General features: G+C 70.2%; 22 protein-coding genes. 10 read left to right on the top strand and 12 right to left on the bottom strand.

Annotated elements, in window-relative coordinates:
- Window positions 1–53 precede the first annotated feature (53 nt).
- From ACFVRO_RS03095 to ACFVRO_RS03085, 3 genes are read right to left on the bottom strand one after another with little or no spacing between them, the layout of a single operon-like run.
- Window positions 54–1,610 carry a S8 family serine peptidase gene (locus ACFVRO_RS03095; RefSeq protein ID WP_386949115.1) on the bottom strand — a complete coding sequence of 519 codons (1,557 nt, stop codon included), beginning with the start codon at window positions 1,608–1,610 and terminating at the stop codon, window positions 54–56.
- 53 nt (window positions 1,611–1,663) lie between these two features.
- On the bottom strand, window positions 1,664–2,119 hold the full coding sequence (locus tag ACFVRO_RS03090; RefSeq protein WP_386949112.1) for a hypothetical protein: 456 nt from the start codon (window positions 2,117–2,119) through the stop codon (window positions 1,664–1,666).
- Complete coding sequence (locus ACFVRO_RS03085) at window positions 2,116–2,733, bottom strand: RNA polymerase sigma factor (protein WP_258132631.1); 618 nt, start codon at window positions 2,731–2,733, stop codon at window positions 2,116–2,118. The genes ACFVRO_RS03090 and ACFVRO_RS03085 overlap by 4 nt, the downstream gene beginning before the upstream one ends.
- 148 nt (window positions 2,734–2,881) lie before the next feature.
- Between ACFVRO_RS03085 and ACFVRO_RS03080 the strand changes: the two genes are divergently transcribed.
- Complete coding sequence (locus ACFVRO_RS03080; RefSeq protein ID WP_105675765.1) at window positions 2,882–3,100, top strand: SCO4848 family membrane protein; 219 nt, start codon at window positions 2,882–2,884, stop codon at window positions 3,098–3,100.
- 9 nt (window positions 3,101–3,109) lie between these two features.
- On the opposite strand, the gene ACFVRO_RS03075 is transcribed toward ACFVRO_RS03080, so the two are convergent.
- From ACFVRO_RS03075 to ACFVRO_RS03065, 3 genes are read right to left on the bottom strand one after another with little or no spacing between them, the layout of a single operon-like run.
- Window positions 3,110–3,910, bottom strand: a complete 801-nt coding sequence (locus ACFVRO_RS03075) for a MerR family transcriptional regulator (RefSeq protein ID WP_105675763.1) — start codon at window positions 3,908–3,910, stop codon at window positions 3,110–3,112.
- Window positions 3,911–3,943: 33 nt separating this feature from the next.
- Window positions 3,944–4,324, bottom strand: coding sequence for a hypothetical protein (locus ACFVRO_RS03070; RefSeq protein WP_386949109.1), 381 nt, complete (start codon window positions 4,322–4,324; stop codon window positions 3,944–3,946).
- 52 nt (window positions 4,325–4,376) lie between these two features.
- Window positions 4,377–5,786 (bottom strand): MFS transporter, encoded by a 1,410-nt coding sequence (locus ACFVRO_RS03065; RefSeq protein ID WP_386949106.1) that lies wholly within the window; start codon window positions 5,784–5,786, stop codon window positions 4,377–4,379.
- Between the two features lie 74 nt (window positions 5,787–5,860).
- Here ACFVRO_RS03065 and ACFVRO_RS03060 point away from each other — a divergent pair, with 74 nt between their 5' ends.
- Window positions 5,861–6,439, top strand: a complete 579-nt coding sequence (locus ACFVRO_RS03060; protein ID WP_223587383.1) for a helix-turn-helix domain-containing protein — start codon at window positions 5,861–5,863, stop codon at window positions 6,437–6,439.
- A gap of 73 nt (window positions 6,440–6,512) precedes the next feature.
- Here ACFVRO_RS03060 and ACFVRO_RS03055 read toward each other — a convergent pair whose 3' ends face one another.
- From ACFVRO_RS03055 to ACFVRO_RS03045, 3 genes are read right to left on the bottom strand one after another with little or no spacing between them, the layout of a single operon-like run.
- Window positions 6,513–7,199: a hypothetical protein gene (locus ACFVRO_RS03055; protein ID WP_386949103.1), complete on the bottom strand. Its 687-nt coding sequence runs from the start codon at window positions 7,197–7,199 to the stop codon at window positions 6,513–6,515.
- Window positions 7,199–8,101 (bottom strand): ABC transporter ATP-binding protein, encoded by a 903-nt coding sequence (locus tag ACFVRO_RS03050; RefSeq protein ID WP_386949101.1) that lies wholly within the window; start codon window positions 8,099–8,101, stop codon window positions 7,199–7,201. The genes ACFVRO_RS03055 and ACFVRO_RS03050 overlap by 1 nt, the downstream gene beginning before the upstream one ends.
- Window positions 8,098–8,475: a GntR family transcriptional regulator gene (locus ACFVRO_RS03045; protein ID WP_105675753.1), complete on the bottom strand. Its 378-nt coding sequence runs from the start codon at window positions 8,473–8,475 to the stop codon at window positions 8,098–8,100. The genes ACFVRO_RS03050 and ACFVRO_RS03045 overlap by 4 nt, the downstream gene beginning before the upstream one ends.
- A 136-nt stretch (window positions 8,476–8,611) precedes the next feature.
- On the opposite strand from ACFVRO_RS03045, the gene ACFVRO_RS03040 reads away from it, so the two are divergent.
- Complete coding sequence (locus ACFVRO_RS03040) at window positions 8,612–8,773, top strand: hypothetical protein (RefSeq protein WP_223587381.1); 162 nt, start codon at window positions 8,612–8,614, stop codon at window positions 8,771–8,773.
- Between the two features lie 75 nt (window positions 8,774–8,848).
- Here the strand turns inward: ACFVRO_RS03040 and ACFVRO_RS03035 are convergent, their stop codons facing one another.
- Together ACFVRO_RS03035 and ACFVRO_RS03030 are read right to left on the bottom strand one after the other, a co-directional pair.
- On the bottom strand, window positions 8,849–9,460 hold the full coding sequence (locus tag ACFVRO_RS03035; RefSeq protein WP_344013563.1) for a bifunctional 4-hydroxy-2-oxoglutarate aldolase/2-dehydro-3-deoxy-phosphogluconate aldolase: 612 nt from the start codon (window positions 9,458–9,460) through the stop codon (window positions 8,849–8,851).
- A gap of 92 nt (window positions 9,461–9,552) precedes the next feature.
- The gene (locus tag ACFVRO_RS03030; protein WP_386949098.1) at window positions 9,553–10,473 is read right to left on the bottom strand and encodes a sugar kinase; all 921 of its coding nucleotides are present in this window, start codon (window positions 10,471–10,473) and stop codon (window positions 9,553–9,555) included.
- A 100-nt stretch (window positions 10,474–10,573) separates the two neighbouring features.
- On the opposite strand from ACFVRO_RS03030, the gene ACFVRO_RS03025 reads away from it, so the two are divergent.
- The 4 genes from ACFVRO_RS03025 (at window position 10,574) to ACFVRO_RS03010 (ending at window position 14,308) form a co-directional block, all read left to right on the top strand.
- A complete protein-coding gene (locus ACFVRO_RS03025) occupies window positions 10,574–11,857 on the top strand; it encodes an alanine racemase (RefSeq protein ID WP_386949096.1) in 1,284 nt (427 codons plus the stop codon).
- 8 nt (window positions 11,858–11,865) lie between these two features.
- Window positions 11,866–12,597: an IclR family transcriptional regulator gene (locus ACFVRO_RS03020; protein WP_386949093.1), complete on the top strand. Its 732-nt coding sequence runs from the start codon at window positions 11,866–11,868 to the stop codon at window positions 12,595–12,597.
- Between the two features lie 24 nt (window positions 12,598–12,621).
- Window positions 12,622–13,812 (top strand): class I SAM-dependent methyltransferase, encoded by a 1,191-nt coding sequence (locus tag ACFVRO_RS03015; RefSeq protein ID WP_386949091.1) that lies wholly within the window; start codon window positions 12,622–12,624, stop codon window positions 13,810–13,812.
- A gap of 154 nt (window positions 13,813–13,966) precedes the next feature.
- Window positions 13,967–14,308: a hypothetical protein gene (locus ACFVRO_RS03010; RefSeq protein WP_386949088.1), complete on the top strand. Its 342-nt coding sequence runs from the start codon at window positions 13,967–13,969 to the stop codon at window positions 14,306–14,308.
- A 28-nt stretch (window positions 14,309–14,336) separates the two neighbouring features.
- On the opposite strand, the gene ACFVRO_RS03005 is transcribed toward ACFVRO_RS03010, so the two are convergent.
- Window positions 14,337–14,681, bottom strand: a complete 345-nt coding sequence (locus ACFVRO_RS03005; RefSeq protein WP_386949086.1) for a DUF6578 domain-containing protein — start codon at window positions 14,679–14,681, stop codon at window positions 14,337–14,339.
- A gap of 324 nt (window positions 14,682–15,005) precedes the next feature.
- On the opposite strand from ACFVRO_RS03005, the gene ACFVRO_RS03000 reads away from it, so the two are divergent.
- The 3 genes from ACFVRO_RS03000 to ACFVRO_RS02990 are packed head-to-tail and all read left to right on the top strand — an operon-like array spanning window position 15,006 to window position 18,215.
- Entirely contained in the window at window positions 15,006–16,343 is a 1,338-nt protein-coding gene (locus ACFVRO_RS03000) for a glycine betaine/L-proline ABC transporter ATP-binding protein (RefSeq protein WP_386949083.1), read from the top strand.
- Complete coding sequence (locus ACFVRO_RS02995; RefSeq protein WP_386949080.1) at window positions 16,340–17,293, top strand: ABC transporter permease; 954 nt, start codon at window positions 16,340–16,342, stop codon at window positions 17,291–17,293. The genes ACFVRO_RS03000 and ACFVRO_RS02995 overlap by 4 nt, the downstream gene beginning before the upstream one ends.
- The gene (locus tag ACFVRO_RS02990; protein WP_386949079.1) at window positions 17,286–18,215 is read left to right on the top strand and encodes a glycine betaine ABC transporter substrate-binding protein; all 930 of its coding nucleotides are present in this window, start codon (window positions 17,286–17,288) and stop codon (window positions 18,213–18,215) included. The genes ACFVRO_RS02995 and ACFVRO_RS02990 overlap by 8 nt, the downstream gene beginning before the upstream one ends.
- Window positions 18,216–18,353 lie beyond the last annotated feature (138 nt).

Raw genomic sequence — 18,353 nt, 5'->3', positions numbered from 1 at the left:
TGCGGAAGGGCGCGCGAGCACGGATGCGCGAGGATGATCCCCGCGCATCCGCGTCAGCGGCGGTCGTACGGCGCCGGCAGGGCGTCGAGCACCTTCGTCACCGCGGCCCTCGCCGCGTCCGTCTTCACACCGCCGAGGGGGACGACCCCGAGCTGTGCGGCGATGCGACCGGCGACATACGGCGCGGCGAACGAGGTGCCGCTCCAGATCGCGAAGCCTCCGCGGTAGTCGTCGGGATCGAGCGTCTCCCGGCGCAGCCCGTCGACGTCGGCGCGGGAGGTCGCCTGTTCGCCGCCGACGAAGCCCGGCGACGTGCTCACCACCGCGGCACCCGGGGCGTAGACGCGCACCCACGGCCCGACGTTCGAGAACAGCGCGACCGACCGGGACGACGGGTTGAGCGCTCCCACCGAGACCAGTGGGGCGTCGTCATCGGTCGGGATGCCGTTGTCAGCGCCAGGCCACGCCCACAGCGACGCGGGGAACGCTGGTCGGTCGATCGCGTCGTTGCCCGCGGAGCAGACGACGACGCAGCCGAACTCGCGCGCCCTGGTCAACAGGGCGTTCAGCGTGAGGGAGAACAGCCCGTCGCTCGGGGTCTCGTGGTAGTAGCCGAGCGACAGATTGAGCACGTCGATCGGATGACCCGTCCTCGGGTTCTCGCGGTGGCGGCGCAGCAGTTCCACGACCTGGGCGAGCGTGGTCAGGAAGGTGCTCTCATCGACCACTCCGAGCGCTCCGGCCATCCGGATCGACAGGATGTCGGCATCCGGGGCCGCCTGACGGATCAACCCCGCGATGAAGGTGCCGTGTCCGGCGACCGCATCGATCTCGCCGTCGAGCTGGCCGTACAGATCGGGGTAGCGCTCGGGGTCGGCCTCGTCGGTCAGGCCCACCGGCACGCCGTCGAGGTCGACCTGCCTGGTGACGATGGTGTCGGGGAGCCAGTCGTGCACCCCGCATCCCGTGTCGAGCACCGCGACGACCGGCCGCCGCCCCTTGCGCGGGGCGGGCCCGCGTGCGGGCGCGGCGCCCAGCCAGGAGACGGGCTGCCTGGCGCCCCGCCCCGGCGCGAGGTAGTCGTCGCTGCCGCCCCCGCCCCGCTCCCCGCCGGCGGGGTTGGTGTGGCTGAACGGGTTGGTGTGGCTGAACGGGTTCGTGTGGCTGAACGGGTTGAGCCCGACCGGGTCGATCGACAGCACGTGCTCGAGGCTCGTCCGCGGCATCCGCGATCGGGAGATCCGGCGGGCGCGCTGCAGGACCCGCCAGGCGTCGGGTGGAACGGGCGATTCTCCTCGTACCGGCTGATCCGGTGTCGTGAGATGGGCGCGCACGAACCACGGGATCTCGGCGGTCAGCCCCCGTCGCAGCTCCGGCTCCTCGAGCACGAGCTCCCAGCCGAACGACCCGGCGGCCTCGTGCAGGGTCTTGACCTCCTGGTCGTACGCCCCGTTGTCGTCATCGTGCGTGATCAGCAGGCGCTCCGGCAGATACGCGGTGGGGAACGCCCGGATGCCGTCCACCGGCTCGACGTTCGGGTCGAGCGCCGAGCCGCGGCGGATCGACCCTTCTGCTCGGTCCTGCCAGGTCCATCCCTTGGGCTGATCCATCGGTCATCCTCTCGGTGCGGGCGTGCCCGCGTCTCGTGCCCGCGCGGAGCGGATCACAGTTCGAACTGCGGGGTCGACAGGGTGCGCACGTCGTCGCCGATCCTGGTGGACAGGCGCACGCGGGTGAGCCCGGGTGGCACGTCGTCGAACACGAATCGCCCCGTCTCGGAGGGGGCCGTCGTGCGGACGGCGTCGCCCTGCGTGAGCATGATCTCCGCAGCGGCCGTGTCGACCCAGCCGTCGACCCGGCGCCGGCCGTTCGCGGTCGAGGTGACGTGCAGCAGGATGCTCGTGGTGCCGTCGCTGAACTGCAGGGTGAGGGCATCCGCTTCTCCGCGCACCTCGCTGAGCGGGCGCTCCACGATGGTGAGCAGCGCGTACTCCTCCGACAGGGAGTCGGTGGCGACCGCCGCGATCATGCGGTCGATCAGGAAGGCGGGAACGGGGTCGACATCCGACCACATCGACCGCAGTCGAGCGAACAGCTCCGCATCGTCGTGCTCGTTCACGAGAGGCCTCCCCTCGGCGAAGGGTCGAGCAGGTCGCGCAGCTTGGTGAGGCAGCGCTTGCGCGTGGGACCGATGCTGCCGATCGGCATCGACAGGTCGGCGGCGATGCGGGCGTAGTCGGGGCGGTCGTCGAACGCCACGACGCGCAGCAGACGCTGGCAGCGGTCGTCGAGCACGCGCACCGCGGCCCACAGGCGGCGGTTCTCGTCGCCGGTCGCCGCATGGTCCTCGGCGGAGGACTGCTCGGGGAGGAGGGCGTCGAGGTCTTCCGGCTCTGTGGTGTCGACCCTGCCGTGGGCCTTGCCGACCTTCCACGCCTCGCGCCGCGCCGTGGTGGTGAGCCAGGCGGCGACGGCGCGCGAGTCGGCGATCGTCTCGCGCCCGCGCACGAGACGGAGCCAGGTGGTCTGCACCACGTCCTCGGCGAGCATCCGCTCCAGCCCGTACGCGCGCACGACATGCCAGAGCACAGGTGTCATCAGTCGCACGAGGTCGTCCATCGCGCGGCTGTCGCCGTCTCGCCATGCGTCGAAGAAGGCTGCGGCACGCTGCCACCGCGCCGCCCCGTCGTCCGCTGCCGGATCGAGATCGGCGTCGGGTGCGCCGTCGATCATGAGTCCCATTGTGATCACACCTGTAAGGAGCGCGGCAAGAGGTTCGTGATACATGGACGCGGTTGTTTTCCTGACGCGTCGTCGCCGGATGCGCTGCCCGCGCGGACGGGCGGCGCATCCGGCGAACGGATGCGGTTAGCGTGGAGGGGTGATCCCCCTCGCCGTCGTCCTCTTCCTCAACGCCGCGTTCAATGCGATCGTCTGGCCGCAGTTCTACAAGAGGGTCGCGAAGGACCCGAGGGCGAGGGATGCCGACGGCCGCCCCACTGCGTTCCTTCGGGTGCACGCGGTGCTCATCGGCATCGCTCTCGTGCTCGCCCTGGTGTCGGTGCTGGTGGGAGTGGCCGCCCTCACCGGCGCACTCTGACCCGACACGTCACGGGCGCTCGACGGGCTGCTGCAGCTCGGTGACCCAGTCGGACTGATCCTCCGACACGGCGCGCACGTAGAGCTCGCGGCAGGGTCCGCTGGGCACGTAGCCCCGGGCGATGATCTCGGCGTGCACCGCGCTCCAGGTCTCCCTGATGCGGTCCATCGCGCCGAGGTGCACCCCGCAGATCGCGAGCTCGACGGCGGGGAGGTCGACGAGCTCGAACCCGTCGCGGCGCTCGCCGCCGTAGGCGTAGCCGACCGTGATGTCCATGCCGTCCTCGCCGAGGCTGTACTGCGCGATCGGCGTCGACAGGGCGCCGCACTCGTCGCCGAGCACGTTCTCGAGGCTCTCGAACAGGGGGCCGACCGTGGAGCCGACCTCGTGTTCGGGCACGGATGCCGTCTGCGCGGCGAGCCGCACGGCGGGGAGGGGCTTCTCGATGATCTCGACCTGTGACATCTGGTTCTCGCTTTCGATGAGATGGAGCCGCCGCTCCACGTCCACGAGTCGGGCGGCCGCGACCCGGTGCTCCTCCTCGACCTCGGCGCGACGCAGACGCAGCATGGCCGCGATCCGTTCCGCGTCGATCCCCTGTTCGAGGATCAGCGCGATGTCGTCGAGGCCGAAGCCGAGCTGGCGCAGCGCGACGATCCGATGCAGCCTCTCCAGCTGCGAAGGGTCGTACGAGCGGTAGCCGCTGAACTCGTCCACGTGGGCGGGAACGAGCAGACCGGCGGTGTCCCAGTGCCGAAGCATCCGGTGGGTCACCTGGCCGATCTGCGCGAAGGCTCCGATGGATAACATGCTTCCGTTATCCCTTCTTCCACAGTGTCAGGGTCAAGTCTCTCCCGTCGGCGCGTCGTTCTCCCGCGCGCGCAGGACCAGCCGCGCGAGGCCGCGGATGAGCACGAGGGCGATGGGCCACAGCACGAGCGACGTGAGGGCGACGTTCCCCGAGAAGGCGAGCCAGTCGACGCTCGTCGGCACCGGGTCTGCGCGGTCGCCGACGACCGTGACCTCGACGGGGTGGTCGGCGTAGGCGAAGCGCGACAGATCCTGGTGGTACCAGGGGAGCGGCCAGCCGAAGGCGACATCGGCGGTGTCGGATGCCGTCGGCACCACGACCGGCACCGAGAACGTGATCGTCCAGCTGACGGCGACCGCGGCGGCGACGAGGCCGATCGTCGGGAGCACGGCATCCCGCCATCGTCGTGTCATGAGCGTCCCCTTCGGTCCGCTCCAGTCTCCCGCAGGTGCGGCGCGGTGCGCTCTACTCGAACTGCTTCGCGTGCGCGGTCCAGCCGGACTCGGTGGGGAGCGCCCGCAGCGCGCGGTTGCCGACGGCGAGGGCCACGGCCACGAGGCACAGCACGGCGCACGCGATGACGGTCCACTCGCGTCCGGCCGACGCGAGTCCGAAGCCGGCGATGAGCGGGGCGAGCGGCATGGCTCCCATGCCCAGCACGGCGGCGGCGCTGTTGGCCCGGCCGAGCAGCCGCGACGGGGTGGCGACCATGAAGTAGCCCATCAGCGCGGCGTTCAGCGCGGGCAGCAGGAACACCGATGCGGCGAGCACGCCGACGATCAGCCAGGGCTCGGTGATCATCGAGATGGCGACGATGCCCGCGGTCGCGCATGCGAGGCTCACGATCGTCAGCGTTCCCGCGCTGATCCGGGGGACGAGCATCGGGGCCACGATGGCGCCGAGCAGCATCGTTCCGCCCAGCGCCGCCGACAGTGTGCCGATGAACACCGCGGAGTATCCGGATTGCTGCAGCGAGTAGATCACCGTGGTGATCGCCGCGTTGAAGCCGAGGTTGATGATCGTGGTGATGAACAGGACGCCGCGCAGGTCGGGGCGCGAGAGCAGCCACGAGAAGCCCTCGCGAAACTCCGTCCACGCGGTCGTCTTCGCGACGGATGCCGGTTGACTCGCGGATGCCGGATGACCTGCGGATGCGGTGGGAAGACCCAGGGCATCCGCGTCGGCATCCGCGTGTCCGACCTCGACACGCCGCCCGCCGCGTACCTCGTCCGGGTTTCCCCTCTCCCACTCTGCGTCCGCGCCGGTGTCGGCGATCCCGTCGCGACGCGCGCCCCGGCGGAGCATCCATGCGGTGAGGGCCGCGGCCAGGTGGCACGCCGCCATCACCGCGCCGACCAGCCACCCGCCGACGCCGAGCAGGAGGCCGCCGAGCGGTCCTCCGACGAGCTGGAGGGCGGCATCCCGTCCCTGATTCGCGGCCTGCGCGCGGCCCATCGCCTCGTCGGGGACGATCTCCTTGATGGCGCTCTCGCCGGCGACGTCGAAGAGTCCGCTGCGGGCGGCGAGCAGCACGTCGATGACGAGCAGCGTCGAGAAGGTGAGCGCGTCGGCGAGGGCGAGGAGCATGAAGGCCGCCGACAGCAGCACGCCGAGCAGGGAGCCGATGAGCATGAGGAGGAAGCGGCGGTGCCGGTCGGCCAGGATCCCGCCCGCGAGGGTGGTCAGCAGCCGCGCGACCATGCCCGCGCCGCCGATGATGCCCGCCTGTGCGGGGTCGTTCGTGATGATGAGCGCGAGCAGCGGGACGGCGAATCCGAAGAGGGATGCCGCGAGCCCCTTGCTCGTGTCGCTGAGGAGCCAGGTGAGGTAGCGGGTGTTCTGCCACAGCCTGTGGGGCGCGGTCACGGTGGTCATGCTCACACGATAGTTACGCAAGAGAAGTTGCGCAACTCCTATTGCGCAACTGTGGATGCGGATACACTGACGTGATGAGCGAGGAGAAGCGCGTCGATCCGGTCTGGATGACGTCGGACATGCTCAAGGCGTACGCGAACCCGCTGCGACGGCAGATGATCGCCCTGTTCGCGCGCCGCGACCACCTGCGGGCCGCTGATGTCGCCGCGGAGCTCGGCATTGCCCCGAACAGCGCGAGCTTCCACCTGCGGGTGCTGGCGGATGCCGGACTCATCGAGGAGGCCCCCGAGCATGCGCGCGATCGACGCGACCGGGTCTGGGTCGGGCGCAAGCTGGCGCTGAACCTCGGCGGCCCGGAGAGCCCGGTGCCGGACGAGGCCCTCGGCAGCGTCATGATCCGCTCGCTCGCCGAGGACCATCAGGACATGATGCGACGCGTGGTCGAGTGGACCCCCGAGTACGTCGCCGGTCGGGCGACCGGGGTGCACGCGGCCTTCGTGCAGCGCGTGGTGCGTCTCACGACCGACGAGTTCAGCACCCTGCTGGAGCGGATCGACGAGGTCATCACCGAGGCCGTCGACGCCCACGACCAGGACGATCCGGACGGCCGCGCCTGGCAGATGGACCTCCTGGCCGCCGACGACGCGATCTGACCCCTCGCGCGCAGAAACGCGGATACCGCGACCGCACGTGTTCGTGCAGCCGCGGCATCCGTCCTCCGATCGTCTAGGGGAGCGCCCTCCGGAAGGCGAGGAACGAGATCCCCATCAGGCCGACGGTGACCACGAGGCCCCAGAGCGCGAGGCCGAGGGCCCCGAGGGTCATCACGCCCTCCCAGAAGCCGCCCCACCAGTCGAGCTTCGTCGCCAGGAACCCCAGACCGACGAGCAGCAGCGCCACGGCCACCCACGAGATCGTGAGGACGGTGAGCCCCCAGGTCTTGAAGATCGTCGCCCCGGTGAAGCCGAGCACGAAGAGGCCGAGGGCGAGCGTGAAGTAGACCACGAAGGCGCCGAGCGGGCCGGCCTCCCACAGCCAGTCCAGGTAGAAGACGTAGCCGTTCACGCCGTAGCCGTGCGTGAGCACCTCGATGCCGCCGCCGATCAGGAACAGCACCCCCATGAGGGCGCTGGCGAGCACCGCGGTGAGCATCGTCCCGAGGAAGAATTCCCGGCGCGTGATGCTCAGCGCCTGCGAGAACGGGAAGGTGTAGGTCATCGCCCCGATGCCGATCGCCATGAAGTACCAGAGCGGCGCCTGCCCGGCGCCGCCGTACTTCGGGGTGTCGACCGGGATCATCGCGTACACGAGGATCGAGAGCAGGGTCGCCCCGACCAGGATGATCAGCGGCGTCCAGATGAAGGTCTGCCGGTTGATCATCTGCAGACGGACGACGTTGAGTGTGCGTCGCATCAGCGCACCTCCTCTTTCTCGGCGGCGGTGACGTCGCCGCGCTGGGTGAGCCGCACGACGAGCTGCTGCAGCGATACCGGGGCGAGGTCGAGGCCGGCGGCGGCGACCCCCGCCCGATCAGCGGCGCTGAGCTCGCCGAGCGTGGTGACGGAGGCGACCCTCCCGAGCGCCTCGCGATGAAGGACCTCGCGGCCGGCGGCCCAGGCGTCGACTCTGGCGGCGTCGCCGACCACGGTGACGGCGCGGTCGCGCACGGCATCCGTGTCTTCGTTGAGGATGATCCGGCCGTTGTCGATCACGATGACCTTCTCGATGAGGTTGGAGACCTCGTCGATCAGGTGCGACGACAGGATGACGGTGCGCGGGTGCTCCGCGTAGTCCTCGAGCAGCCGGTCGTAGAAGATCTGCCTGGCGACGGCGTCGAGACCGAGGTAGGGCTCGTCGAAGAACGTGAGCTCGGCGCGCGAGGCGAGGCCGATGATCACGCCGACGGCGGAGAGCTGCCCTCGCGAGAGCTTCTTGATGCGCTGCTTCAGCGGGAGCTGGAACTCGGCGGTCAGCCGGTCGGCGAGCGTCTGGTCCCAGTGCGGGAAGAACAGGCGTGCGGCCGAGAACGCGTGCCGGGGCGTCGCGTCGTCGGGGTACTTCTGCCCCTCGCGGACGAAGCAGATCCGACCGAGCACGCGGGCGTTCTCGTACGGGTGCTCGCCGAACACCCGTACGGAGCCGGACGTCTCGAAGTTCTGCGCGGTGAGGATCGACATGAGCGTCGTCTTGCCGGCGCCGTTGCGGCCGAGGAGGCCGTAGATCGCGCCGGGCTCGAGCGACAGCGACACGTCGTCGAGCGCCCTCTTGTCCCGGTATCTCTTGGTGAGGTTCTGCACCTCGATGACCGCGGTCATGCGGGGTTCCCTTCGGTGCGGGCGGCGCGCTCGGCGAGCAGTGCCGCGAGGTCGGTGGCGTCGAGGCCGAGCGTGCGGGCCTCGGTGAGGAGCGGGTCGATGTAGCGCTCGGCGAACGCGGAACGGCGCTCCCCGAGGAGCAGGTCCTTCGCGCCGGCGGCGACGAACATGCCGATGCCGCGGCGCTTGTACAGCACGCCCTTGTCGGTGAGCATTGCGACTCCCTTCGCTGCGGTGGCCGGATTGATCCGGTAGAACGCGGCGAGCTCGTTCGTCGAAGGCGCCTGGGACTCCTCGGCCAGCGAGCCGTCGAGGATCGAGTCCTCGATCTGCTCGGCGATCTGGAGGAAGAGGGGCTTGCCTTCTTCGATCACGAGTCCTCCGATGGTTGGTGGGTTAGTTACTTGACTAGGTAACCATGCAACCGGGAGGTGTGTCAAGAGGTCGCGTGAAGCTGCATCCTCCTTCGATCTCGTGACAGCGACCGACCTGTCGACGTATCGTGTGGGCATGTCTCGAGAGAATCAGCCTGACGACACGGCGCACTCGGTCGGTGAGGATCCGGCGTACCTGACCTCGGCCGGCGAGCGCGAGAACGATCGCGCTCGCGAAGACGCCGAACGTGCGCTGACCACCTGGTACTCGTCGAACATCTCCTTCACGGCCGGGTAGGTCTCACGCGAGAGAGCCTCCCCGGCGAAGGCGTCGGGGAGGCTCTCTGGAGGCGTTGTCGGGGTGTGCGGCGGCTCAGGAGTCCGAGCCGTCGAGCAGAGCGGCGAGGAGGGGGAGCTGCGCCGGGTCCTCCAGCGCGGTGCCGACGGCGACGACGCTCGCGCCCGCCTTCAGGTAGTCGCCGGCGTTGGCGGCGTTCATGCCGCCCGTGGTCACGAACCTCGCCTGCGGGAAGGGGCCCTGCATGGCGGTGAGCCACGGCGTCCCGAGCACGGATGCCGGGAACGCCTTCACCCAGGTCAGCCCGGCCTTGAGGGCGAGCTGCACCTCGCTCGCCGTGGCGACGCCGGGCATGCTCGGCATCCCGGCCTCGTGCGATGCCCGGACGACCTCGAGGTCGAGTCCGGGGCTCACGGTGAAGGACGCGCCCGCCGCGGTCGCCTGGGCGACGTGCTCGAGCGACACCACGGTGCCGGCGCCGACGATCTTGCCCCGTTCGCGAGCCGCCGCCGCGACCGCGCGCAGCGCCTCGAGGTCCTCCGGCGTCTGGATGGGCAGCTCGACCATGTCGATGCCGAGGTCCCACGCGGTCGTCGACACCGCCAGGCTGCGCTCGACGCCCATGCCGCGCAGGATCGCCATCAGCCGCGCGCCGCCGAAGAGCTCCTCGAAACCGGAGTTGTCCATCGTCTTCCCTTTCTCGTCGCGGCCGCCGCGGCAGCCGGTCTCTTCTCTCACGGGCCGCGGGGGCGGCCGTTCTCGTCATCGACCGCGGGCGGTCAGCCCATGGCATCCGTCTGCGCGGCGCCGACTACGTCCTCGGTCGACTGCAGCACCAGGTGCGCGCGCTCGTGCCCTGCCCGCAGGCTCTCCTGCGGAGACCGACCCTGCAGCATCCCGGCCAGGTACCCCGCGGCGAACGCGTCTCCCGCGCCGACGGCCTCCACGACCTCGGTCGGGATGGCCGGTGCGAACACGACGCCGTCGGCGGAGAACTCCGTCGCACCCACGTCGCCGTCCTTCACGACGACATGCGCGGGGGAGGGCAGGAGGGTGCGCACGTCGGCGGCGGTGCGGCATCCCCACAGGGTCTCGGCCTCGTCCAGGCCGACGAACACGATGTCGGCGCGGTTCGCGAGGGCGAGCAGCGCGGGGGCGGCATCGGATGCCGACCACAGCGCGGCGCGATGGTTCACGTCGAAGCTCAGCAGGGCGGGGCTCGCGGACACCCGCGTGATCACGGCCTCGATCATCGCCGCGCAGCTCGCGGAGAGCGCGGGGGTGATGCCGGAGACGTGCACGATCCGCGCGTCTTCGAGGGGCACGGCGGCGACGGAGTCCGGCGTCATGCGCGAGGCGGCGGATCCCGCACGGTAGTAGCGCACGCCGCTGCCTGGATCCTTGAAGTAGACCCCGGTGGGGGCATCCGCGTCGAACCCGACCCAGCGGGTGTCGACGCCCCGCGATGCGATGGCGCGGTGCACGCGGTGCCCGAGCACCTCGTCCCCGAGGCGGCTCACCCAGGCGGAGCTCTCGCCGAGGATCGCGACGTGGGCGGCGACGTTCGACTCGGCACCCCCGATGCTCAGGCGCACGTCGTCGGCGTCGGCGAGGGGGGTCGCGTCGCGAGGGGTGACGAGGAGCATGGTCTCCCCGATCGCGATCAGGGCCGGCGTGGCGGCAGGGGTCATGAGTGCCATGATGTCGAGCGTGTGCAGTCCCCGCAACGAGCGTTGCAGCATGTGCACACCGGCGCATCCGGGGGTAGGTTCGACGCAGAACCCGTATGAGGAGGAACCCATGGCACAGCGACTGCTGCTCGACGGACTCGGCGCTGAGCGCCTCTCGGCCAGAGACAAGGGTATCCCGGAGCGCGCGTTCGGGATGACCGTCGACGCGTTCCTCGCCACCGCGCCACGCCTCTCCGAGTTCTGGACCCCTCTCATCGCGCTCGACGACAGCGCCATGCGCAGCAACGTCGACGTCATGGCCGCCTGGACGCGCGAGCGGAGGCTCGAGCTGATGCCCCACGGCAAGACGACGATGGCCCCTGCGCTCTGGCAGCGCCAGCTCGACGCCGGATGCCCCGGCATCACCCTCGCGAACATGGATCAGGTGCGCGCGGCGCGCACCTTCGGCCTCGAGGAGATCATGCTCGCGAACGCCGTGGTCGACCCCCGTTCGCTGCGCTGGCTCGCCGAGGAGCTGGCAGACCCGGAGTTCCGTTTCCTCAGCTGGGCGGACTCCGTCGACACGGTGGAGCGGATGCAGAGCGCCCTGCGCGAGATCGGCGTGCCCCGCCGCGTGGACGTGTGCGTCGAGCTCGGAGCGCCCGGAGGTCGCACCGGCGCCCGCACCCTCGACGAGGCCGGCGAGATCGCACGGCTGATCGCGGCATCCGACGTCCTGCGGCTGGCCGGGGTCGCCGGTTACGAGGGCAGCCTCGGGCACGACCGCTCGCCGGAGGCGCTCGCCGCCGTGCGCCGCTACCTCGGCGACCAGATCGCGCTGCACGACTCCCTCGCCGACCTCTACGACGACGAGGGCGACGTGTTCGTGACGGCCGGAGGCAGCGCGTACTTCGACCTCGTGGCCGAGGTCTACGCGCCCGCCATCGCCCGTGGGGAGCGCACCCGCTGGACCCTCCGCTCCGGCGCCTACATCGTGCACGACGACGGCTTCTACCGGGGCATCTCCCCGCTCGACGAGACGTACGACGGCGAGCACGGCATCCTGCGCTCGGCCATGCACGGCTGGACCCGCGTCGTCTCGCACCCCGAGCCGGGGCTCGCGCTGCTCGACGGGGGCAAGCGCGACCTGCCGTTCGACGAGGGGCTGCCGACGCCGCAGGGTGTCGCCGCCGACCCGGGGGCGGCCCTCGCCCCGCTCGCCGGTGCGACGGTGTCGTCGATGAACGACCAGCACACCTTCCTGCGATTGACGGATGCCGGGGTCGGCATCGGCGACGTCGTCCGTCTCGGTCTCTCCCACCCCTGCACCGCCTTCGACAAGTGGCACTATCTGCCCGTCGTCGCGTCCGCTGAGGACGACCGCGTGGTCGAGCTTGTGCGGACCTTCTTCTAGGCCCCGCCGTGTCTCAGAGCGTGCGCAGGGCCGCCCTCATCATCGACTCGATCGCGGCGAGGCCGAAGAGCGTGGCGGAGCTCGCGACCGAATTCGGTCTGCACCGCTCGACCATGTTCCGCGAGCTGCAGACCCTGGAGGACGTGGGGTACGTGCGCCGACGGGCAGACGGGGCGTACGTGCTGGCGTTCCACCTCGTCTCGCTCGCCCAGATCGCGCTCGAGAACCTCGACCTGCGCAGGGCGGCGTCCGTGCACCTGCGCGAGCTGCACGAGGTCGTCGGCAACACGCTGCACGTGGCCGCGCTCATCGACGACACCATCGTCTACGTCGACAAGGTCGAGGATCAGGGCGGTGTGCGGATGTACTCCCGCATCGGATCGCGCGTGCTCCCGCACTGCACGGGGGTGGGCAAGGCGATCCTCGCGGATCTCGACGAGCACAGGAGGGATGCCGTGCTCGCCGGCACCGACTGGACCGCGCACACCGCGCGCACGCTGACCTCGCGCTCCGCCCTCGACGCCGAGCTCGACGTCATCTCGGCCCGCGGATGGGCGGTCGACGACGCCGAGTTCGAGGACTTCGTGAACTGCGTCGCCGTGCCGATCCGCACCGCGATGGGCGTGGTCGGCGCCCTGTCGCTCACCGCGATCCGGATGGTGCAGGACCTCGACGATCTCGCCCACCGCATCCCGCTGCTGGAGCGCACGGCCGCGCGCATCGCCCGCGAGGTCGGGTAGGCGACGGCCGCGTATCGTGGGGAGGTGCCCGACTTCCCCTACGACCGCCTGCGGCGATGGCCCGACGTCGAGGCCGAGAACCTCCAGGCCCACGACGCCACCGACCTGCTGCTCGTGGAAAGAGCGCTCGCGCTCGGCATCCCCGGCGAGGAGATCGCGGTCATCGGCGACGAGTACGGCGCGATCACGCTGGCGCTGACGGATGCCGGTCGCACCGGCGTGCGCGTGCACCAGGACCTCGCGACGGGGCGGCGCGCCCTGCTGCGCAACGCCGAGGAGCTGGGGCTGAGCGGCTTCGCGCCGCACGAGCTCGACCGTTCGCTGCTCGACGGCGCGCGGCTCGTGCTGCTGCAGCTGCCCAAGGCGCTCGCGGAGCTGGAGGAGATCACGGATGCCGTGGCCCGCTGGGCCGCGCCCGACGCCGTTCTGGTGGCCGGAGGGCGGGTCAAGCACATGACCCTCGCGCAGAACGACGTGCTCGCTCGGCGCTTCGCGGAGGTGCAGCCGCAGCGGGCGGAGCGGAAGTCCCGGCTGATCGTGGCCTCGGCGCCGCTGCCGGCTCCCGCGGCCGCGCCGTTCCCGGTGTCGATGGTGCACGGCGGCCTCACGGTCGTCGCGCACGGCGGGGCGTTCGCCGGCTCCCGGATCGACATCGGTACCCGTGTGCTGCTCGACGCGCTCGCCGATGCGGCTCCAGAACTCCGGAGAAGCACGGCGACAGGGGCCCCGGAGAGCCGTGATGCGTCACTTTCGGCGCCGATCTCCGGAGTTCTGGACGGGGCGCCGACCGTGATCGACCTGGGCTGCGGCACCGGCGTGCTCGCGGTCTCCTACGCGCTCGCCCATCCGGGGGCGCGGGTGATCGCGACGGACCGCTCGGCGTCCGCCGTGGCGTCGGCGCGAGCGACCGTCGAGGCGAACGCGCTCGTGGACCGCATCACGGTCACCCACGACGATGCCGGTTCGGCTCTGGCCGATGCGAGCGCGGACGTCGTGCTGCTGAACCCGCCGTTCCACCTCGGCGCCAGCATCCACACCGGGGCGGCGACCCGGCTGTTCGAGGCGGCGGCGCGGATGCTGCGCCCCGGCGGCGAGCTGTGGACCGTGTACAACTCCTCCCTCGGATACCGGGCGGAGCTGTCGCGGCTGATCGGCGAGACGGAGCAGGTGCTGCGCACCCCGAAGTTCACGGTGACCCGCAGCATCCGGCGCTGATCGCTCTCTGCAGAGCGCCCCACTCCTCCTTCACAATCGAGCCGTCCCGCGAGTTCTCCACAGCATCCGGAATTCTGCGCTGACAGGGACTTTCCCTCACTTCGATGGCTGGCAATCTGAAGCCCTCAGCCCGGAGGATGGAAAGGTGCTCACCGTGACAGAACCTCAGATATGGACCGCGCTCGGCATCCTCGCCGCAGCCCTCACCGGAACGATCGCGCTGTCCACGCAGTTGATGATGCGCACGATCTCCGCGCAGTTTGCCACGGTGAACACGAAGATCGAGGGCCTGCAGACGGAGATGATCGTCAGGTTCGAGAGCGTGGATCATCGGTTCGAGCAGGTGGATCGAAGGTTCGAGGAAGTCGATCGGCGCTTCGACGAGGTGGATCGTCGGTTCGTCGGCATCGAGAAGCGGCTCGATCGGGTCGAGCACCGGCTGGACGGCCTCGACGGCGACGTTCAGGCGCTCACGAAACGGCTGCTGCCCGACTGATCGCGGGCGCGGCGGGCGGCGTCGGCGATCAGTGTGAGACGTCCAGGTCGACGAGGTAGCCGGCGGGCCTTCGTCCCTCCTCGCGCCAGGGGACCCGCGGGATCGGGTCGAGGTTCACGGGATCGGAGATCCGGCCGCCGTCCTCGTGCCGCCGCCAGACTACTGCGATGCTCGTCACGATCCCCGTGACCTGCGGGAGCGGATCGTCTTCGTGGTGCATCTCGACGCCGTCGAGGGCGCTCGCGAACACCTCGCCCAGGGTCTTCTCGAACCATTCTCCGACCTCTGCGCTGACGCCCAGCGTGACCTCCGAACCGGTCTCGAACGGCTCTCCGCAGCACGACCACTCCCACGCCGACAGCCAGATCCTCATGGGGGAGACCATACTCGTCCACCCCGTTCAATCCCCCGGTCAGCCGACGAAACCGAACAGTGATCAGAATTGCGGATTTGCCCCTGACCGGCCATTTCGTTAGGTTGGGTTGAGGGCCTGACGGCCCAAGATCAGTCCGCGGCCGCGTCCTTCTTTCGATGTGCTGTGCTGCGAAGAGGCGCGGGCGTACGGTCGATGTTCTCTGCGAGGGATCCGAAATCCCTCGCCAGCGCCGCCACAGCGAAGCACTCGAAACGGCCCCGTGAACGTCACCCGGGCGTAACCGAAGCGGGCTCGCCCCACAGGGCGCGCCGCGGGGGAAACGTGTCCGAAATCGCACTTGAAGCGCGCCATCTGTACAAGGTCTTCGGGAAGAATCCGAACCAGGCCGTCCGTCGACTGAAGTCCGGAGAGAGCCGCACCGACGTGGTCGACGCCGGAACCGCCGCCGTCATCGACGCCGGCTTCACCGTGAACCGCGGTGAGATCTTCGTCATCATGGGGCTGTCCGGCTCCGGCAAGTCCACCATCATCCGCATGCTCAACGGGCTGCACGAGGCGACCGACGGCAGCGTCATCGTCGCAGGAGACCCGATCACCGGCATCCCGGCCTCGCGGCTGCGGGAGATCCGCCGCGACCGCATCTCGATGGTGTTCCAGCACTTCGCCCTGCTCCCGCACCGAACGGTGGCCGCGAACGTCGCCTACCCGCTGGAGCTCAAGGGGATGCCCAGGGGCGAGCGTCTCGCGAAGGCCGAGGAGATCCTGACCCTCGTGGGTCTCGAAGGCCAGGGCGACAAGCTGCCCTCCGAGCTCTCCGGCGGCATGCAGCAGCGCGTCGGCATCGCCCGCGCGCTCGCCGCCGACACCGACATCCTGCTGATGGACGAGGCGTTCAGCGCGCTCGATCCGCTGATCCGCCGCGAGATGCAGGAGCAGCTGCTCGAACTGCAGCAGAAGCTCCAGAAGACGATCGTGTTCATCACGCACGACCTCAACGAGGCGATGTTCCTCGGCGACCGGATCGCGGTCATGCGCGACGGCCGCATCGTGCAGATCGGCACACCGGAGGACATCCTCACCGACCCCGCGAACGACTACGTCGAGCAGTTCGTGCAGGACGTCGACCGTGCCCGTGTGCTCACCGCCGCGAACGTCATGGAGCGCCCTCGTCCCGTCGTGGCGCACACCGCCGGCCCCCGCACGGCGCTGCGCCAGATGCGCGACGCCTACATGTCGGCGACGTACGTGGTCGGCCGCGACCGCCAGCTCGTCGGCATCGTGACCGACCGCGACGCCGTGAAGCTCGTGCGCAAGGGCATCACCACGCTGGACTCGATCCTCAAGCCGGTGCCGCTCGCCGTGAACGAGGACGAGGTGCTGATGAACCTCTTCATCCCCTCGGTCGAGTCCCCCGTGCCGCTCGCGGTGACGGATTCCGCCGGCCGCCTGGTCGGGGTCATCCCCCGCGTCACCCTCCTCGCCGCCCTGGGCCCCGGCCCCGGCGCGACGGGCGAACTCACCCTGCCGCTCATGCCGATGCCGCAGGCCGAGATCGACGCCGTGCTCGACGACGGCTGGACCGCGGAGCCCGCGACGTTCCCCGTCGTGGAGCGCGGACTCGAACGCACGGATGACAGCGCCGAGGAGGCCACCCGATGAACTTCCATCTCCCCGTCGGCACGTGGGTCGAATCCGCCGTCGACTGGATCAAGGACAACCTCGACGGCCTCCTCGGAGTCGTCTCGTTCGTCGTGACGTCGCTCGTCGAGGGCCTCACGTACCTTCTGCTGCTGCCGTACTTCTTCGTCGTGATCGCCGTGGCGGCCCTCATCGCGTGGCTCGTGCGCTCCTGGCAGCTCGCCATCGGCACCGTGATCTCCTTCGGCCTCATCGTCGCGATGGGCCTGTGGGTGCCCGCCATGCAGACGCTGGCCCTGGTGCTCGTCGCCGCGATCGTCGCGGTGCTGATCGCGATCCCGCTCGGCATCTGGTCGGCCCGCAACCCGACCGTGCGCGCGGTGCTGAAGCCGGTGCTCGACTTCATGCAGACCATGCCCGCGTTCGTGTACCTGATCCCCGCGATCGTGTTCTTCAGCATCGGCGTGGTGCCGGGTCTCGTCGCGACCGTCATCTTCGCCCTGCCCCCTGGCGTGCGACTCACCGAGCTCGGCATCCGCGGGGTCGACTCCGAGACCGTCGAGGCCGGTCAGGCCTTCGGCGCGACCCCCGCGCAGATCCTGCGCGGCATCCAGCTTCCGCTCGCGATGCCGACGATCCTCGCCGGAGTGAACCAGGTGATCATGCTGGCCCTCTCGATGGCCGTGATCGCCGGTATGGCCGGGGCCGACGGCCTCGGGAAGATGGTCGTCGAGGCGATCTCCACCGTCAACATCGCCAAGGGCGTCGAGGCCGGTCTGGGCGTCGTGCTCATCGCCGTCTTCCTCGACCGCGTCACCGCCTCCCTCGGCTCGCTGGGGCAGAACCCCTCGTCGCTGCTCTGGATGCTGGCCCACCGCCGCTCCGCCGAGAGCGCCGACGCGGCATCCGCAGCCGGAAGCGCCGCTGAGCCCGAGACGCCCGCCGAAGAGAAGGAGCTGCAGAATGCCTAAGAACAGGATCCTCATCTCCGCGGCCCTCGTCGCCGCGGCATCCCTCGCCCTCGTCGGCTGCGCGACCGACGGCGCCGGAGGCACCAGCGGCCTCACCGGCGGCGGGTCGACCGGTGGGCAGAGCACGGGAGACAAGGGCACCATCACGCTCGGGTACCTGCCCAGCTGGACCGACGGCCTCAGCACCGCGTACCTGCTGCAGGACCAGCTCGGCAAGCTCGGCTACGACGTGAAGATGAAGACTCTCACCGAGGCGGGGCCGCTCTACGCGGGGCTCGCTCAGGGCGACGTCGACCTCTACCCGTCGGCCTGGCCCGAGCTGACGCACGCCGAGTACATGACCAAGTACGCCGACTCGATCGAAGACCTCGGCGCGTACTACGACAACGCGAAGCTCACGATCGCCGTGCCGGAGTACTCCGACATCGACTCGATCGAAGACCTCGCGGGCAAGGGCGCGGACTTCGGCGGCAAGATCGTCGGCATCGAGCCCGGTGCGGGCCTCACGAAGCAGACGGTCAAGATGCTGTCGGCCTACGGGCTCGACGGCGAGTACTCGCTGCTCACCTCCTCGACCGCGGCCATGCTCACCGAGCTGAAGGCCGCGACCGAGAAGCAGGAGGACATCGTGGTCACGCTGTGGCGCCCCTTCTGGGCCAACGACGCGTTCCCCGTGAAGGATCTCGAGGATCCGAAGGGCGCGATGGGGGAGGCCGAGGGGCTGCACTTCCTCGGCACGAAGGGCTTCGCGAAGGAGTTCCCCGAGGCCGCAGCGCTCATCGAGAAGATCCGTCTGGACGACGAGCAGTACGGCTCGTTGGAAGACCTCGTCGTCAACCAGTACGGCGAGGGCAAGGAAGCGGATGCCGTCGACGCCTGGCTCGAGCAGAACGGCGACCGCCTGGGCTGGGTCGTCGACTGACGCCCGCTCCCTCGCTCCCTCGCTCGCTCGCGCGCGCTCGCGTTGACGCGCTCGCGCTCGCGTTGAGGGGTCAAGAAGTGGCGCCTCCGGGGGGGGGGGGGGGGGCCCTGGTGTGCCCCCCGCGGCGCCGCGGGGCGA

This window comes from Microbacterium sp. NPDC057944 (assembly GCF_042887445.1).
GTDB lineage: Bacteria > Actinomycetota > Actinomycetes > Actinomycetales > Microbacteriaceae > Microbacterium > Microbacterium natoriense.
The sequence above is the reverse complement of the archived record's forward strand: the minus strand, read 5'-3'. Positions and strand labels throughout refer to the sequence as shown.

What these genes read in the sequence shown, in the direction of transcription:
- ACFVRO_RS03095 (WP_386949115.1), bottom strand. Translation starts at nt 1,610, where the DNA reads ATGGATCAGCCCAAGGGATGGACCTGGCAGGACCGAGCAGAAGGGTCG.
- ACFVRO_RS03085 (WP_258132631.1), bottom strand. Translation starts at nt 2,733, where the DNA reads ATGATCGACGGCGCACCCGACGCCGATCTCGATCCGGCAGCGGACGAC.
- ACFVRO_RS03075 (WP_105675763.1), bottom strand. Translation starts at nt 3,910, where the DNA reads ATGTTATCCATCGGAGCCTTCGCGCAGATCGGCCAGGTGACCCACCGG.
- ACFVRO_RS03070 (WP_386949109.1), bottom strand. Translation starts at nt 4,324, where the DNA reads ATGACACGACGATGGCGGGATGCCGTGCTCCCGACGATCGGCCTCGTC.
- ACFVRO_RS03065 (WP_386949106.1), bottom strand. Translation starts at nt 5,786, where the DNA reads ATGACCACCGTGACCGCGCCCCACAGGCTGTGGCAGAACACCCGCTAC.
- ACFVRO_RS03060 (WP_223587383.1), top strand. Translation starts at nt 5,861, where the DNA reads ATGAGCGAGGAGAAGCGCGTCGATCCGGTCTGGATGACGTCGGACATG.
- ACFVRO_RS03055 (WP_386949103.1), bottom strand. Translation starts at nt 7,199, where the DNA reads ATGCGACGCACACTCAACGTCGTCCGTCTGCAGATGATCAACCGGCAG.
- ACFVRO_RS03050 (WP_386949101.1), bottom strand. Translation starts at nt 8,101, where the DNA reads ATGACCGCGGTCATCGAGGTGCAGAACCTCACCAAGAGATACCGGGAC.
- ACFVRO_RS03040 (WP_223587381.1), top strand. Translation starts at nt 8,612, where the DNA reads ATGTCTCGAGAGAATCAGCCTGACGACACGGCGCACTCGGTCGGTGAG.
- ACFVRO_RS03035 (WP_344013563.1), bottom strand. Translation starts at nt 9,460, where the DNA reads ATGGACAACTCCGGTTTCGAGGAGCTCTTCGGCGGCGCGCGGCTGATG.
- ACFVRO_RS03030 (WP_386949098.1), bottom strand. Translation starts at nt 10,473, where the DNA reads ATGGCACTCATGACCCCTGCCGCCACGCCGGCCCTGATCGCGATCGGG.
- ACFVRO_RS03025 (WP_386949096.1), top strand. Translation starts at nt 10,574, where the DNA reads ATGGCACAGCGACTGCTGCTCGACGGACTCGGCGCTGAGCGCCTCTCG.
- ACFVRO_RS03005 (WP_386949086.1), bottom strand. Translation starts at nt 14,681, where the DNA reads ATGAGGATCTGGCTGTCGGCGTGGGAGTGGTCGTGCTGCGGAGAGCCG.
- ACFVRO_RS02995 (WP_386949080.1), top strand. Translation starts at nt 16,340, where the DNA reads ATGAACTTCCATCTCCCCGTCGGCACGTGGGTCGAATCCGCCGTCGAC.
- ACFVRO_RS02990 (WP_386949079.1), top strand. Translation starts at nt 17,286, where the DNA reads ATGCCTAAGAACAGGATCCTCATCTCCGCGGCCCTCGTCGCCGCGGCA.